11 protein-coding genes are annotated in these 15469 nt (G+C 43.9%); 7 read left to right on the plus strand and 4 right to left on the minus strand.

The window, feature by feature from the left end:
- The first annotated feature begins 12 nt into the window (after window positions 1-12).
- From betA to choV, 4 genes are all read left to right on the plus strand, one after another.
- A complete protein-coding gene (betA, locus tag LIX84_RS02485) occupies window positions 13-1728 on the plus strand; it encodes a choline dehydrogenase (RefSeq protein WP_226420534.1) in 1716 nt (571 codons plus the stop codon).
- 38 nt (window positions 1729-1766) lie between these two features.
- Entirely contained in the window at window positions 1767-2705 is a 939-nt protein-coding gene (locus LIX84_RS02490) for a choline ABC transporter substrate-binding protein (protein ID WP_005392553.1), read from the plus strand.
- A gap of 78 nt (window positions 2706-2783) precedes the next feature.
- On the plus strand, window positions 2784-3626 hold the full coding sequence (gene choW, locus LIX84_RS02495) for a choline ABC transporter permease subunit (RefSeq protein ID WP_005392552.1): 843 nt from the start codon (window positions 2784-2786) through the stop codon (window positions 3624-3626).
- A 2-nt stretch (window positions 3627-3628) separates the two neighbouring features.
- Complete coding sequence (gene choV, locus LIX84_RS02500) at window positions 3629-4807, plus strand: choline ABC transporter ATP-binding protein (RefSeq protein WP_226420535.1); 1179 nt, start codon at window positions 3629-3631, stop codon at window positions 4805-4807.
- A gap of 103 nt (window positions 4808-4910) precedes the next feature.
- On the opposite strand, the gene LIX84_RS02505 is transcribed toward choV, so the two are convergent.
- Complete coding sequence (locus LIX84_RS02505; protein WP_031780265.1) at window positions 4911-5567, minus strand: NAD(P)H-dependent oxidoreductase; 657 nt, start codon at window positions 5565-5567, stop codon at window positions 4911-4913.
- A gap of 238 nt (window positions 5568-5805) precedes the next feature.
- On the opposite strand from LIX84_RS02505, the gene LIX84_RS02510 reads away from it, so the two are divergent.
- Window positions 5806-6210, plus strand: a complete 405-nt coding sequence (locus tag LIX84_RS02510) for a globin (protein WP_226420536.1) — start codon at window positions 5806-5808, stop codon at window positions 6208-6210.
- Between the two features lie 84 nt (window positions 6211-6294).
- Here LIX84_RS02510 and LIX84_RS02515 read toward each other — a convergent pair whose 3' ends face one another.
- The 3 genes from LIX84_RS02515 to LIX84_RS02525 all read right to left on the minus strand — a co-directional run bounded on the left by LIX84_RS02515 (window position 6295) and on the right by LIX84_RS02525 (window position 11442).
- The gene (locus LIX84_RS02515; RefSeq protein ID WP_104972458.1) at window positions 6295-7077 is read right to left on the minus strand and encodes a slipin family protein; all 783 of its coding nucleotides are present in this window, start codon (window positions 7075-7077) and stop codon (window positions 6295-6297) included.
- 10 nt (window positions 7078-7087) lie between these two features.
- On the minus strand, window positions 7088-8464 hold the full coding sequence (locus LIX84_RS02520) for an NfeD family protein (protein ID WP_104972459.1): 1377 nt from the start codon (window positions 8462-8464) through the stop codon (window positions 7088-7090).
- A 254-nt stretch (window positions 8465-8718) separates the two neighbouring features.
- Window positions 8719-11442, minus strand: a complete 2724-nt coding sequence (locus tag LIX84_RS02525) for an EAL domain-containing protein (protein ID WP_226420537.1) — start codon at window positions 11440-11442, stop codon at window positions 8719-8721.
- Window positions 11443-12087: 645 nt separating this feature from the next.
- On the opposite strand from LIX84_RS02525, the gene LIX84_RS02530 reads away from it, so the two are divergent.
- Both LIX84_RS02530 and LIX84_RS02535 read left to right on the plus strand, forming a co-directional pair.
- Window positions 12088-13056, plus strand: a complete 969-nt coding sequence (locus LIX84_RS02530; protein WP_226420538.1) for a cytochrome-c peroxidase — start codon at window positions 12088-12090, stop codon at window positions 13054-13056.
- The gene (locus LIX84_RS02535) at window positions 13049-15406 is read left to right on the plus strand and encodes an ATP-binding protein (RefSeq protein ID WP_226420539.1); all 2358 of its coding nucleotides are present in this window, start codon (window positions 13049-13051) and stop codon (window positions 15404-15406) included. Before LIX84_RS02530 ends, LIX84_RS02535 begins: the two co-directional genes overlap by 8 nt.
- The last annotated feature ends 63 nt before the right edge of the window (window positions 15407-15469 follow it).

Here is a 15469-nt window from a genome sequence, read left to right on the forward strand (position 1 = left end):
AGGAGAATCAAAATGCAACAACACTACGATTATATCATCGTCGGTGCGGGTTCGGCCGGCTGTGTGTTAGCGGATCGCTTAAGTGAAAGTGGTCAATATTCGGTCCTATTACTCGAAGCGGGTGGGTCGGATAAAAGTATTTTTATCCAAATGCCAACGGCGCTTTCTTACCCGATGAACACTGAAAAATACGCGTGGCAGTTTGAGACAGTTGAAGAGCAAGGGTTGGATGGCCGTCAACTTCATTGTCCTCGCGGGAAAGTTCTGGGCGGTAGTTCGTCGATCAACGGCATGGTTTACGTTCGTGGACACGCTTGTGACTTTGACCAGTGGGAAGAGGAAGGCGCGAAAGGCTGGAATTATCAATCGTGTTTGCCTTATTTCCGTAGGGCAGAGTCTTGGATTGGTGGTGCTGATGAATACCGAGGCGATAATGGTCCAGTCGGCACATGTAACGGCAACGATATGAAGCTCAATCCACTGTACCAAGCTTTTATTGATGCAGGCAAAGAAGCAGGCTACCCAGAAACAAAAGATTACAACGGTTATCAGCAAGAGGGCTTTGGCCCAATGCATATGACCGTTGACAAAGGCGTACGCGCTTCAACCTCTAATGCATACTTAAGCCGTGCAAAAAAACGCAAAAACTTCACCCTAATGAAGAGGGTGACGGTTCATCGAGTTTTATTAGAGGAAACAGGTGCAGAAGGCAAGAAAGCGGTAGGCGTTGAATTTGAAAAGTCAGGTTCAGTTCAGCAATGTTTTGCGAATCATGAAGTGATTTCGAGTGCGGGTTCGGTTGGCTCAGTTCAACTACTACAACTTTCAGGCATTGGCCCTAAGGCAGTATTAGAAAAAGCGGGCATTGAAGTGAAACACCCGTTGGAAGGGGTAGGTAAAAACCTGCAAGATCACTTAGAAGTGTACTTCCAATATCACTGTAAGCAACCTATCACGCTCAACAGCAAATTAGGTTTGGTGAGCAAGGGCTTGATTGGCACTGAGTGGATATTAACTCGCAAAGGCCTTGGGGCTACTAACCACTTTGAATCATGTGCGTTTATCCGTTCTCGTGAGGGACTAAAGTGGCCAAATATTCAATATCACTTTTTGCCAGCGGCAATGCGTTATGACGGACAAGCTGCTTTTGACGGTCATGGTTTCCAAGTGCATGTTGGACCTAACAAGCCCGAAAGTCGCGGTTCGGTCGAAGTTGTCTCTGCGAATCCGAATGATAAGCCGAAGATTGAGTTTAACTACATTTCCACTGAACAAGATAAGCAGGATTGGCGTGATTGTATTCGCCTTACTCGCGAGATCCTCAATCAGCCAGCCATGGATGAGTTTCGTGGTGATGAGATCCAGCCGGGTCTGAATATCACAACGGATGAACAAATTGATGAATGGGTGAAGAAGAATGTCGAGAGTGCTTACCATCCATCTTGTACCTGCAAAATGGGCGCAGACAATGACCCATTAGCGGTTTTGAATGAGCGATGCCAAGTACGCGGTATTCAAGGCTTGCGTGTGGTGGACTCTTCTATTTTCCCAACCATTCCGAACGGTAATTTAAATGCGCCAACTATTATGGTGGCAGAACGTGCCGCGGACATGATTTTGGATAACGTCCTGGAAACGTCGAACAACGCACCAGTTTGGATTGCACCGAACTGGCAAGAGATGCAACGAATGCATCCGCCAAAAAGAGATCTCGATTCGATCTCATAAAAACGAAAAAAGTCAGTAATCATTACAAGGAATTCAATATGTCTAAGATGACAAAAATCTTCTCAACAATCGCACTAAGTACTTTAGCAACAGGCGCTTATGCCAACCAATGTGAAACGGTACGTTTTGCAGATGTAGGTTGGACCGACATTACGGCGACCACCGCCGTGACATCTGAGCTGCTAAAAGGGTTGGGGTACAAAACGAAGACCGATCTTCTGTCAGTGCCTGTAACTTACTCCTCTATGGCCAATGGCGATATCGACATTTTCCTAGGTAACTGGATGCCAACAATGGAAGGTGACATCGCGAAATACCGTGATGCAGGTACCGTTGAAACCGTACGAGCGAACCTCGTCGGCGCAAAATACACACTCGCGGTTCCAAAATACGTTTATGACGCAGGCGTGACCAACTTCGCTGATCTAGTAAAACATGCCGACAAATTTAAAGACCGCATTTACGGCATTGAACCAGGTAACGATGGTAACCGCTTAATTCAGTCAATGATTGATAGCAACGCATTCGGCCTAAAAGACTTCAGCCTAGTCGAATCCAGTGAAGCTGGCATGGTGTCTCAAGTATCACGTGCTGCGCGCCGCAACCAATGGATTGTGTACCTAGGTTGGGCCCCGCACCCAATGAACAGCAACGTTGAAATGGAATACCTAGCGGGTGGTGACGACTTCTTCGGCCCTAACTACGGCGGCGCGAATGTCTACACAAACGTACGTAAAAACTACCTTGCTGAGTGTCCAAATGTAGGTCAGCTAGTGAAAAACCTAGAATTCAACCTAGAAATGGAAAACGAATTGATGGAAGCGATTCTCAACCAGAAGCAGAAACCGTCGAAAGCAGCGCAAGCATGGTTGAACGCAAACCAAGAACAAATTGAAGCGTGGCTAGAAGGCGTTAAGACGGTGGATGGTCAAGACGCAGTAACAGCAATTACAAACTATTTAAAAACTAACGCTTAATTAAGCAGTTTTTAAGCGCGTTTTTTTGAAAAAGAAAGTGGGCAGTCATGCCCGCTTCATTAACACAAAGGTTTTATTTTGAATTTTATTACGGACAACAAACTACCGTTGGGCCAATGGATGGAAACTGGCGTCGATTGGTTAACCATCAATGCATCGGGTTTCTTCGATGCAATCTCTATTACACTTGAAACGATCATTCTTTTCGTGGTGGACATTTTTAAATGGATGCCACCTGCAGCGCCAATCATTATGACGGCGGCAATTGCTTGGTTCTTACACCGCAGCATTCCGCTTGTTGTATTCATCGTGTTGGCCTTGCTCGCAATTCTCAACCTTGGTTACTGGCAAGAAATGCTGGAAACCTTTGTCCTTGTGTTTGCAGCGACAACGATTTCCGTATTAATTGGCGTGCCGTTGGGCATTATGGCGGCACACCGTCCTTGGTTATACACCTTGTTGCGACCAATCCTCGATTTGATGCAGACCGTACCGACATTCGTTTACCTAATTCCAACCTTGGTTCTGTTTGGCTTAGGTATTGTCCCTGGCCTAATTTCGACCATCATTTTCGCTATCGCTGCGCCAATTCGATTGACGTACCTCGGTATTATTAAAGTGCCGGAGGAGCTACTTGAAGCGGGCAAAGCATTTGGTGCAAGCCGCATGAAGCTGCTGTTTAAGGTAGAGTTACCTGCGGCATTACCAAGTATTATGGCCGGTGTTACGCAATGTATTATGTTGTCTCTCTCTATGGTGGTCATTGCGGCACTTGTTGGTGCTGATGGACTTGGTAAGCCAGTCGTACGTGCACTGAATACCGTAAACATCTCGCAAGGTTTTGAAGCGGGTTTAGCGATTGTACTCGTCGCCATCATTCTTGACCGCTTGTGTAAAGCACCAAACCAGAAGGAGGCTTAATCATGGACGCTATTACTATTCAAAATCTTGATGTGGTTTTTGGTCAGCAGCAGTCACAAGCGTTAGCACTACTAGACCAAGGCAAGTCTCGACAAGAAATCATCGACGAAACTGGCCAAGTGGTTGGGGTTGATAATGTTTCGCTGAACGTGAAACAGGGTGAGATCTGTGTTTTGATGGGGCTTTCAGGCTCGGGTAAATCAAGTTTGCTGCGAACAGTTAACGGGTTGAACGAAATTTCTCGTGGCTCTCTGAAAATTAAAGACGGCGACGACATGGTTGAGCTCTCTAACTGTGACGAACAGAGGCTGCGCCACCTTCGTACTCACCGCGTATCCATGGTGTTTCAGAAGTTTGCATTGATGCCATGGCTAACGGTATTGGATAACGTTGCGTTTGGTCTAGAAATGCAAGGCATTGGCAAAGCAGAGCGCCGTAAAAAAGCGCGTGAACAGCTCGAAATGGTCGGTTTGTCTGAGTGGGAAACGAAATTCCCACACGAGCTTTCTGGTGGTATGCAGCAGCGTGTTGGCCTAGCGCGAGCGTTCGCGATGGACACAGATATCTTGTTAATGGATGAGCCGTTTTCAGCGCTTGACCCATTGATTCGTGCTCAGCTTCAAGATGAATTGATTCTGCTTCAAGAAAAGCTAAACAAAACTATTCTTTTTGTGAGCCACGACTTGGATGAAGCGCTAAAAATCGGTAATAACATCGCCATTATGGAATCAGGAAAACTGATTCAACACGGCAAGCCCGAGCAGATCATTCTTGCTCCAGAAAACGATTATGTGGCTGACTTTGTAGCCCACACTAATCCATTGAACGTACTTAAGGGACGCTCTTTGATGCGTGACGACTTAGTTCGTGAAGATGAGCGTGTTCTGATTTGCCCTGACAAAGATATTTGGGTGACCCAAGAGAGCAAAGGCTTAAGCTTAGCGGGTACAGATAAGTCGTTGGTTCAATGGAAGAGCGATTCTTCGAACCTTGATGAGGTAAACGAAAATTCTCTGGTTCAGGTTAGCCCGGAAATCAGTATGCGAGAAGCGATTGAGCTTAAGCAGCGCAGCAATCAGCCTCTGCTTATGGTGGAGGACAATCAGTTAGTTGGTGTGTTAAGCGACAACGAGCTTTACGATGCATTGCTTGGTAACTTTAAGTCCGAGCAAGTGGCATAAAGTTAGAGTAGAGTTGAAGCCAAGCTAAAAAAGAGCCGCATATTAGTGCGGCTCTTTTTGGTTTAAACAATGAGTTAAGTAGTTAAGCTAAGGAAACGGTCGATTATAGAGTCGTAATTACATCATCCATCGCAAGGCGAGCTTTTGGTAGACCATGATTATAATCTTCCCCGTCTTTGTGATAGCCAATCGCCAGTGCAACTTCACAGACATGGCCTTCTAATTCTTCTTTGAATACTTCTCCAATCAGTGTTGGATCTACACCTTCCATCGGCGTTGAGTCAATACCCAGACGAGCCAATGTGTGTAGTAGGTTGCCTAGTGCCAAATAGACTTGCGCTTTTGTCCAGTTTCCGTTGAAGCCATTTTCGTCCGTATTTGCATCGGCAAAAGCGTAGGCGCCCATAAAGTTGTTGTACATTTCCGCCGGTAGGTGACCAGATGTTACTTCGGCATCCACACGTTTCGCGAACTTCTCTTTGGTGAAGTTTGGATCGTACGCAAACAGAATCGTATGTGACGCGGCTTTCGCGTGTGGCTGGTTAAATTGGTGCATATTTGCAAATGTATCGTGGAAACGTTGCTTGGCTTCATCACTTTCAATCACGATGAATTTCCACGGTTGCGAGTTAATCGAAGACGCTGAAAGACGGAGTGCTTCTTTGATGATTGCCATATCTTCTTGAGAAACGCGTTTAGTTTCGTCGTATTTTTTAGCAGTGTAGCGGCTGTTTAGATCAGTAATGATTTGATGAGACACGTTTGTATCCTTTTTATTTTTGTGACAAATGAGGATGCGCTTAGCATCGACAACCATGCGTACCTCGAATATGGATTTATAATACGGGATATTTTTTCATTGATAAGAGGGCGTTTATTTGAATCACTTTTTACTTTTTATTGAAAATTGGCGTGCTTCATAGGGTTAGGCATCGTCATTTAGATGCTTTTGATGATTATTAAATTACACTCATATTAAGAGGGTGATGGAGAGCAACATGAACGTGATTCAAGTTTTCAACGATAGTTATGAACGTTGTATCGCGAACCAAGGCTTTTTCGACTTGTTTTACAAGAATTTATGGTCAAAAAGTACAAGCTTCAGACAAAAGTTTGATGGTGTCGACATGCACCAACAGGTGCGAATGCTTAGAGGATCTATCGTGTTTTTTATGATGGCCGATACCTCTAACGAGGCGCACAAGATGGTGGAAAAATATGGTAAGAAGCATGCGAGTTCCGATATTGGCATTGAACCACAGGATATTGATGTTTGGTTTGAAAGCCTTATCGAAACAGTTCAAGAGTGTGATTTTGAATACGACGATGATGTCGAAACAGCGTGGAGGACTTGTTTTAACACAGGTTTGTCGGTAATGAAGCGGGAGTGCTCCAAACACTAAAAGAGAAACTAAATGCTCTTCGAAAACAAGCAAGTTAAAGCAAGGAAGTAACGTGTAAACAGCTTACTTCCTTGAGTATGGCTTTTATTTGTCTTGTGTCTCTTTATTCTTTTTTACCGCTTCGGCGATATCACTGACGGCTTCGACAAGGTTGATCGGCATAGGGAAGATAATAGTCGATGTTTTGTCTGTCGTGATTTCCGTGAGTGTCTGCATGTAACGCAATTGCAGCGCATTCGGCGCTTTGTTGAGCATTTGAGCTGCCTCTTTTAATTTATTAGAAGCTTCTAACTCACCGGTAGCGTGAATTATTTTCGCACGACGGTTCCGTTCTGCTTCGGCCTGACGCGCTAGCGCTCTGACCATGCTGTCATTTAAATCAACATGTTTGACTTCAACCGTGGCAATCTTGATGCCCCAGTCATCAGTCTGTTGATCGAGGATGGATTGTAAATCCTTATTGAGACGCTCGCGCTCTGATAGTAATTCATCCAGTTCATGTTGACCTAATACTGATCGCAGCGTGGTTTGCGCTAACTGGCTGGTGGCATCGCTGTAACTTTCGATGTTGTTAATTGCCATTTGAGGATCGACTACGCGAAAATAAACAACCGCATTGACGCGCACAGACACGTTATCTTTGGTTATCAAGTCTTGTGTCGGCACATCCAAAACGACAGTACGTAAATCCACCCGTACCATTTGTTGGATAAATGGGATAAGAATGATTAAGCCAGGGCCTTTTACTTCTTGAAAGCGACCAAGAAAGAATACAACCCCACGTTCATACTCTCTCAAAACCTTAAACATTTGGGTCGCAAGTGCGAACAACAGCACCACGATCACCGCAACAGTATAGAGCATCATAAAGCGCCTCCTATTTATTTTGGCGGTCATCAGGCATCACGGTTAAGGTCAGCCCTTTCACATTCACAATGGTGACATGATCACCTTGTTTGAGTTGTTGATAGTCTTTGGTTTTGGCTCTCCATAGCGCACCGTCAAGTTGAACGCGCCCTTCGCCATCGATAAAGTCATCGCTCACGACAGCGATTTTCCCAGGGTAAGTTTCTAAACCTGTTGTCACACGTCGTCGGCGTATTTTGAGCAGCAGGCCGACCGTCAACACGATCAGCGCGACAGAAAAGATAGAAATACCGAAAATTAAAGGAAGGGCGATCTGAAATCCTGGCAACTCACTGTCCATGAGGAATATGGAACCGAGCACAAAGGCGACAACACCACCTAAGCCCAAAATGCCAAAGCTCGGACTGAATGCTTCCGCGATCATCAGTGCAATTCCGAGTAACAGCAGACCAAGCCCAGCGTAGTTCACAGGCATCATTTGTAATGCGTACATGGCGAGGAGCAAACAAATACCACCCAACACGCCGGGTAAGCCAATGCCCGGGTTGTAAAACTCAAGAAGCAAACCGTAGATGCCAATGAGCATCAGGATGTAGGCGACGTTTGGGTTTGTGATAACGGCTAGCATTTCTGCTCGCCAATCGGGTGTTCTTTCAATCCATACGGGATTTTCCAGTGACAATGTCACATCGCGATTATTAACTTTAACAGTTTGTCCATCAATGGCTTTGACTAAATCCTCTGGTGAGTTGGCTATATAATCAATAACGTTTAATTCTAATGCCTCTGTGGCGTCCAAACTCGCTGCTTCACTTACTGCTTTCTCTGCCCACTCTGCATTTCGGCCATGAAGCTTTGCTAAGCCTTTAATATAGGCTCTAGCATCATTAATCACCTTTTTCTCCATCGCGGTTTTCGCAGGAACTTTCTCTGAACTTTCGTTGGTTCCTTCTGACGTTTCTTCCGCGTTTTGATCTTTGCCATCATCCGATGAAGGGGGCTGAGGGGCACCACCTAACGCGACGGGCGTTGCCGCGCCAAGGTTGGTGGCTTCAGCCATGGCAGCAACGTGGCTGGCGAGTAAAATATATGTCCCTGCGCTAGCCGCTCTAGATCCTGACGGGCCAACCCAAGTCGCAATTGGAGTGGAGGAGGTGGTAATCGCGTGAATAATATCTCTCATTGCGCTGTCTAAGCCGCCAGGAGTGTCCATCTCTAAGATCACTAAACTGACACCGTTGAGTTGCGCTTCTTCTATCTCACGAGACAAATAGTCGCTGGTAGCAGGACCTATAGCGCCTTTGACGGGAACAATCCAGACAGTATTGGCCAGTGCTTGACTAGCAAACAATAGTAAAGGTAAGACCCATATCCATAGTCGTTTCATGCAGTCCTCCTTGTGCGGTCACAGGGACTTTTTGAAAACCTAATTCAAGTATATACGCAGTAATACTAGTGCAAATAAGTAATTGATCACTCGAATTAGTCATATCAGCATTTATCATGGCACATCTGAGGCTACGGGCCTTGATATGAATATCGGTCGTCACTAATCGTGGGGCGTCTGGTGTGAAGAGGTTCAAAAAAAGGCAAAGTGACGGTAATCACTTTGCCTTCCTAATGTGTTTTAGAGGAGAGAGCCTAACTGTTTATGTGGCGAGAAAATTGAACGAGTGCTTGCTCGGCAGGCATCGGTTTGTGAAAGTAAAACCCTTGCAACTCATCAATATTCCAAACTTTAAGCTTGCGTACTTGGCTCGCGGTTTCAACACCTTCGGCGACAATCGTTAAGCCTAATTCTTGAGACATGTTGGCAATGTTTCTTACCAGTGTTTTCGCTCTGTCATTGGTTTCAATCTCGTCGATATAAGATTTATCCAGCTTCACAATATCCAATGGAAAATTACATACACTACTGAATGATGCGTATCCAGTACCAAAATCATCCAAAGCGAGTCCAACACCAAGTCGCTTGATGTCTTGAATGCTTTGGATTGATTCTATTTCTCCGCCCATCAACATACTTTCGGTAATTTCAAGCACAAGCTGACCCGCAGAGAGGTTGTATTGAGCCATCACTTTTTTTAGGTAGGGCATCAGTCCTGAATGATAAAAGTGTTGCGCGCTTAAGTTCACATGCACGCTTAACATCGACAGACCTTGCGCATGACGAACTCCATTGAGCCGACTGATAAATTCGCACGATTGTTTGAGAATGGACTCTCCCAATTCGACGATAAGTTTTCCTTGTTCTGCCATCGGAATAAATACTTCTGGTGAAATCATCCCTAATGTTGGATGTTGCCAACGAGCAAGTGCTTCGAAGCTAATGACTTCAGTGGTTTTAGCATCCACGATAGGCTGGAAAAACGGTTTAATCGCATCTTGTCTAATGGCATTTTCTAAATCGCGATTGATCACCATAGACGTTTCCGCTTGCTCTGATAGTTCTTCATCAATGACTAATACTTCGTGATAGTGACGACCCTTAGCGGATTGTGATGAGAAACGTGCTGCAAGCAGTAAATGCTCGACAGACTGGTGAGTAATGTTTAGATCCATCATCACCGCTTTACTGTCTAATGACATCATGATCCCAGAGAGCTGGACCTTATGTGACAAATGATTCAGTAATCTATTGGTAGCATCTATCGCTTTTTGGTGGTGCTCGATATCTGGAATCAAAACGATAAATTCATGCTCACTAATTCGGCCTATTTGGAATGCCCCTAATTGCTCGCGTATTGCGGATGCGATGTATTGAATCACTTCATCAAAAATGAGGTGACCGTATACCCCTGCAATTTGCTTGAGAGTCTTACTGTTAATGTACACAAACGAAAAATGGTTTGGCCGTGTCTCTACGAGCTCGTGCAGTGCATTGAGAATGACAGGACGATTACAGAAACCGGATACCGGATCAAAGTCGGTGAGTTTTTGGATCATTTCTGCTTGCTGTTTTGTCTCTCTCATATCTTGAAGCAACAACATCAGCGCACTTTGACCATGATGTTGAATAAGCGTGGCTTCTATCAAACAGTCGATTTCTTCGGTATTGTTATCGAGCACTTGCGCTTCGAATTGTGTTTTACCGTTTTTCAGCTCTCTGAACATTGCGTCAACTCGACATTCATCGTCCTCCGATGGGCACAAGGTGTCTAGAGGACGATCTATCAATTGCGATTTGCTGTAGCTCAACAGATCTAACGCTCGTTGGTTTACATCGACAATTTTACGATCGATAACAATTAGCATGCCCAGTGAGGAGCTATGGTACAGAGCACCAAACTTTTCCATCGAGTCTTTCAATTGCAGTTGGGTTAACGATGTATTTTCAGAGAGCTTTTGTACCAGTTTTGTCGCTAACTCTAATTCGTCTACTTTTACAGAGTGCAACCCTTCAAGTTGGTATTGAGAGGCGATTTCGCTTATTCCCTCAGCAAAATGATTAAAGCGAGTGGCGACCTTATTTTTAAACGTGATGTAGGTACCCGCAGCGATGATTGATGCCACAACGCCAACCGTTGCAAACAGGTACATAAATAGCGTATTACCTTTCGCATAATGCTCTCGCTGTGTTTTCGTTTTTAGCCATGCGATCGGTTCACCAGATAAATCAGAGAGTGAGGCCCATTTTGTTATTGACCGCGAGGTCTTCTCTATATCCCGCATCTCACTACTGTCTGATCCACTTACCATCTGCGTCTCTAATGAGTTTTCCGCAGTTAAAATGGATTTAAAGTCTCCAGGAAAGCGCAAAGATAGGTTTCTTCCCCAAAGCATCCATCCGTTAGAAGGGCGGTCGCCTTCACTATTTCTAACTGGGCTGAGGCTAAGACCCCAAATAGTATCGTTGATTTTAAACAACCCTGAGATGCTCTCTCTATGGATATCAAGCTTGTGATTCATGGACTTGATGTAATCTTGAAGAGTAGGTTGATTCGCCATTTTAGCGGTGAGTTCTGAAGAAGTGTCGGGGTTATCCTCACGAGTTAAGGAGAGCAGGGTTTGCCCATTAGTCGTGATAAACGCCATCATATCGAGGTTTAACGCATCAATGCTCTCTGTGTAAAGGTTTCGCTCGGTATATTTCGCAATATCACGATCAACAAACAGATCGTACGTTTCGTCCCAGTACGCCCAGTCGTATGAGGCGCTTTCTTGCTGGCTCACCATCATGTCGATGACAGCGAGTGCTTGCTGATTCGCATGGTTAATTTCCATGTCTTCGAGCTCATCTAAGCTATACAGGAAAAAATAACGGCTAATAAAAAGGAAGCTGATGACCATGCCCAGCAGTCCTAATGAAAAGTATAGGGCGGTTTTATAGCGAAGATTCAAGTTAAACAAGCGAAGTGTTTTCATTAAAAAATAGTTATAGATGTTAATTCACTGAAAGTGTACGACATGTTCTAACAGAAATTGTTGATATAGATTCAAATTATAGAGATAAAATGAAGGATTTGCTGAGCTGATATGGTAAGTGAAACGTTTGCTTTAATTGCTAGATTTTCGTGTTTGCAATTAAAATGCTCAATAACGTACCGCGCATTCAAATTACGGTTTAATCGTTCAGCTAGTAAAGGTGTAAATCTTTTTATAAAACAGTCTATTAGTGTAACTAGTGCTTTTCTTCTGTATCTAAACTTCTTTTGTAATAGTAAACTGCGAAAAAATGATGGGTAATTATGATGTTTATTGTTCAACGCTTGGTCAAACTGGCCATTATCTGTGCCATTTTCTTTACTATCTTCGATCTCATCTCTTATGGTGAGATTACTTGGGTTCAAAGGTTGTTGGCTTCTATAAGCTAAATCTAGAATTCAATATGCACACATAACTCCACGAAGCGAGTCAATTCTTCGTTACTCGCCTTCGTCATTTGCTCCTTATCTGAGCTTTAAATAAAAGTCCCTCCGCGTGCAGTTCTGGTAACCGTTTTCCATTAATGGAAAAAACCTAAAAATGCAACTAACTTCATACTAATGGCAAGTGTAAGGTATGCAGTTGATGAGGCAATTCAGCATAGTCACATTAGTTGTTGTGGCACTCATTTTGAGCCAAGCAACAATCGCAAGAAATGCTAAGGTGCTAGGTGATATTTCGTTAGTTCAGCCGATAGAAGGTGACCCTGTCGTAGATATTAAGCTGGCGAGAATTGGCTGGCATCTCTTTCGTGATCCTCAGCTATCTTCAAACGGTAGAGTCAGTTGTGCGACGTGCCACAACTTGCAAACCAATGGCGCTGAAAATACCCCCGTCTCTACAGGAGTGAAAGGTGATGGAACTCGAAACTCCATCACAGTGTTTAATGCAGCGTTAAATTATCGTTTTTTATGGGATGGTACCGAAAACACTTTGATGGCTCAGATTGATGGGCCAATCCACAATCCAATAGAAATGGACTCAAACTGGCAAACAATCGAGCAGTACGTGAAAGGAAACGAACGTTATCAAGCGCTATTTAGTCGTGATGGTGAGCTACCGATTAATATTAACAATATTAAGTCTGCCATTGTGGAGTTTGTCGAAGGGCTCCAAACTCCAGGTGCACCATTCGATGCCTACTTACTGGGTTACACTCATGTCCTCAGTGAGCAGCAAATTAGGGGATGGAAAACATTTCAGTCTTCAGGTTGCGTACAGTGTCATCAGGGCAAAAATATTGGTGGAGCGATGATACAAAGGTTCGCCTATTTTAAAGATAAGCCAGTAGTAGAGGATTCGGGACGGCACCTGATTACGACGGAAAGTGAAGAACAATTCTATTTTAGAGTCGCCAGTTTACGTAATGTCGCCCTAACAAGCCCTTATTTTCATAACGGACGAGTTGACCAGTTATCTGAGGCGATACAGATTATGGCGAAAACGCAGCTCGGAATTACGATGAGCGATGAAAGTGTCGCTGATATTGAAGCGTTCTTACAGTCTTTAACAGCACCCAGACCCGTGATTTTAGAGGTGTTGGAAAATGAGTAAATTCAAACTGGTTAATATCTGCTTTTTTATTGTCATGCTGACGTGTTGTGTATTGGCGTACATGTCACATGTGAATTCAAAAAGTGCACAAGAATTCCACACGGAGTTGACGGATATTGGGCACAAGTTGATTGAAGAGCGCGATGTTATCGTGAATCGATATGCGGTTGAAGATAGGAAGAATTATGAACTGACGACATCTTTAGTAGATATAGAAGTCGCAGCCGAGGAATTGCTAAATTCATCAAGGGAGTCAGTTTGGTTCCCTGTGACGCCCAATCATAAAAAAGTTGAGGATACGCTCAACCTATTCAAAAACCGTGTTCTTGATACAACTCTGAAGCTTGATATGTTGATTGGCGTACAGGTGGAGAATCAATACGCGTTATTAATGCTATTCAACTTATATCAGCAAGATGTTTCTACAGATACCGGAAAGACGTTGAGTGGGCATCACTATTTTGAGTTTCTCAACCAACTGCTTTTGACACAAAACGTAGTTGAGAGTGAAAGTGAAGCCAATTTCTTAGATCGGCTTCAAGCGAGCGATAAAAGGATAGAACTACTCACGAATGAACTGCTTGATCATGGATACTTTGTTTTTATCGAGGATGCGGAGCATCGGCTGCTCAATATTGCCCAAAGTGAAGCGCGTTTTACTTGGTTGTTTGTTTTTATTGCCGTGATGTTGTTAGTCAGTGCATTCTTGTATCAATCGCAATATCGAATGTACAACTTGAAACAATTGAACCTCGAAATCGAGGAGGCGCGAAATAAAGCCGAGCGAGCGGCAAAAGCCAAATCAAGTTTTCTCGCCGCAATGAGTCACGAATTAAGAACGCCGATGAATGGTGTATTAGGTCTTTCTCAAATGATTGCAGAGGAAACCAAAGAGCCGACGACTAAAGAGTACGTGAAAGTCATTCTTGATTCTGGCCAACACTTGATGACGATTCTCAACGATATTTTGGATTTCTCCAAAGTTGAAGAAAACAAACTGGAATTTGAGCAGGCTAAGTTCAATTTAGACCAAGTCATTTCTCCTGTGTGTAGCGCAATAAAACCGCTCATCGATGAAAAAAATATCGAATTGATCGTGGAAAATGAAGTGCCTGAATACATTGAATTTACCGGAGACTGCGCACGTTTACGACAGATTTTGTTTAATCTTGCTGGCAACGCGGTGAAGTTTACCAGTGAAGGGCATGTGTTAATCAGAACGGAACTTGATAAGGTAAATCAGTGCTTGGTGATGATTGTGAGCGATACTGGTATTGGTATTGCGCTAGACAAGCAAGAACATGTTTTCAATTCGTTTGAGCAAGCCGATTCTTCAACTACCCGAAAATTTGGAGGCACAGGGCTTGGTTTGGCAATAGTTAAAAAATTAACTGGCTTGATGGATGGCAAGATTACATTGAAAAGTGTGGAGGGCGTCGGAAGTCAATTCATCGTCGAACTGCCCATTCCTTGGGTTGAATGCGAACTTCCAAAGGCACAAGAGCCACCAAAAACGCGCAAGAAAACACACAATTTGCAGATATTGCTTGCTGAAGATAACCGAGTGAACGCCATTGTGGCGAAAGGGTTTTGCGAAAAGTTGGGACATGAAGTGGATGTTGCTGAAAACGGATTGGTGGCGGTTAAAAAGGCGAGAGATAACGAATATGACCTGATTCTGATGGACAATCACATGCCTGAGATGAATGGTGTTGAAGCGACGCGTGTGATTCGACAAGAGTTAGGTATCAAAACATTACTCTTTGCGTATACGGCAGATGTATTTCGTGAGGCGCATGATAGCTTTATTGAAGCCGGAGCGGATCATGTGCTTACAAAACCGCTACAGCAAGAGAGCTTTTCGGACGCTCTTAAACAGTTTGCTGCGAGGCTCGAACCAAAAGAGAATTTACCATTAACGAATGACAACAACGTTCTCCAGTTGCAGCGCGAGCCAATAGAGAAGTTACGGCTGACAGAAGAAGAGTTATCCAGTTCAGAGATGCTCATTTCTTTGCAAGAAGCGCCGGAAGCGATAGATGAGCTACTAAAAAGTATTATTGTCGATTTTGAATCATCGGTTGATGAACTTATTGATTATTTTATGGCTGAAGATTTCGCGTCTCTAGAAGATACGTTGCATAAAACAAAAGGTATGGCATTGAACCTTGGTTTGCCGATTTTAGCTGGACAAACGGAGGCGCTAGAAAACACGCTCAAAGCGAAGCAAACTCCTGAAATTGAGCGGTTACAGATGCTAATCAACCGATTACAAGTTAACATCCATCAGGCTAATCGACTTCTGGATGACATACAGAAAAAAAACGTCGATCCTCAACAAATTTTGTAACCTCTCTGAGTTCATACGTTCCTTACCTTGTTTCGTTATGGTTTACTATGACGTGAATGGATG

The sequence above is a fragment of the Vibrio sp. E14 genome (assembly GCF_020515785.1).
GTDB lineage: Bacteria > Pseudomonadota > Gammaproteobacteria > Enterobacterales > Vibrionaceae > Vibrio > Vibrio diabolicus.